General features: G+C 39.9%; 2 protein-coding genes. Both read left to right on the top strand.

Annotated features, from left to right (window positions below; translation table 11 throughout):
* Positions 1–233: 233 nt before the first annotated feature.
* Positions 234–479, top strand: coding sequence for a CopG family ribbon-helix-helix protein (locus EHQ58_RS18530; RefSeq protein WP_135625564.1), 246 nt, complete (start codon positions 234–236; stop codon positions 477–479).
* Positions 479–892 carry a putative toxin-antitoxin system toxin component, PIN family gene (locus EHQ58_RS18525; protein ID WP_135625563.1) on the top strand — a complete coding sequence of 138 codons (414 nt, stop codon included), beginning with the start codon at positions 479–481 and terminating at the stop codon, positions 890–892. Before EHQ58_RS18530 ends, EHQ58_RS18525 begins: the two co-directional genes overlap by 1 nt.
* The last annotated feature ends 161 nt before the right edge of the window (positions 893–1,053 follow it).

The raw sequence follows: 1,053 nt of genomic DNA, 5'->3' as shown, positions 1-1,053 counted from the left end.
CCTCGCTCGGCCTAAAGGCACATTGTCCTCCGTCACGCTTCTTGCTCTGCAAGAAGACGCGCCGACGCTAACGCCCCTGCGAGGCTCAGCTACGGACAACGTCGTGTAGCCTAGTTCGTTATGCGCCATTGCGGGAGAAAATCGCCGCGTCCGTGCGGCGGTTAAAAAATGCCTTAAAATAAGTAAAAATGAAATGACTTGACTGATATACAAATATTGTATATTGTTACCTTATGAATCAGACGGTAAATATCTCATTCGAAAAAGCCCTTCTCAAGGAAATTGATAAAATTGCGAAGAAAGAACATCGATCAAGGTCGGAGTTAATTCGCGAAGCAGCCAGATCATATATTGAAAAGAAATCCAGGTGGGAAACTATATTCAGCTTCGCAGAAAAAACTACATCAATATCTAAAATATCAGAAGAAGATATTTTCGAAGAAATAAAGAAAGTTAGAAGTAGAAGAAAAGCTTCTTAATGTTGCGAATACTGTTAGATACCAATGTATACATTTCGGCAATACTATTTAAGGGAAAACCAAGACAGATTCTGCAGGAACTCGTTGACGAAAGAGTTACCGCCTTTACCTCAAACGAAATTCTGAAAGAATTGGAAGATTCTCTTTCTAAACCTAAATTCAAATTAACTAATGACTTTGTTCAGATCGTTTTGACTGAAATTAGAGATATTACTAAATTAATTTCGACTAGTCCACTCAAAAATTACTTAGATCTAAGAGATAGAAATGATTATCATATCCTTGAAGCAGCCTTCTCTGCAAAAATTGATTACTTAATTACTGGAGATAAGGATCTACTTTCATTGAAAAAAATTAGTGAATTTAAAATTGTCTCTCCGGAAGAATTTTTAAGAATTAAAGAGGAAGAGTAAGAAGAAGGTTTGCGACCTCCGTGTCGCGAATTCCCGCAACGGCGCATAACTACGCATTATCGCTGCTCTTCGGGACTGTCGCCCTCGCTAGGGCTACGCCACATTCCTCTCCGTCACGCTTTCTTGCTTCCGCAAAAAGCGCGCCGACGCTAACGCCTACT

The sequence above is a fragment of the Leptospira ognonensis genome (assembly GCF_004770745.1).
Taxonomy (GTDB): domain Bacteria; phylum Spirochaetota; class Leptospiria; order Leptospirales; family Leptospiraceae; genus Leptospira_A; species Leptospira_A ognonensis.
The sequence above is the reverse complement of the archived record's forward strand: the minus strand, read 5'-3'. Positions and strand labels throughout refer to the sequence as shown.

Coding starts and splice junctions, on each gene's coding strand:
- EHQ58_RS18530 (WP_135625564.1), top strand. CDS start 234: ATGAATCAGACGGTAAATATCTCATTCGAAAAAGCCCTTCTCAAGGAA.
- EHQ58_RS18525 (WP_135625563.1), top strand. CDS start 479: ATGTTGCGAATACTGTTAGATACCAATGTATACATTTCGGCAATACTA.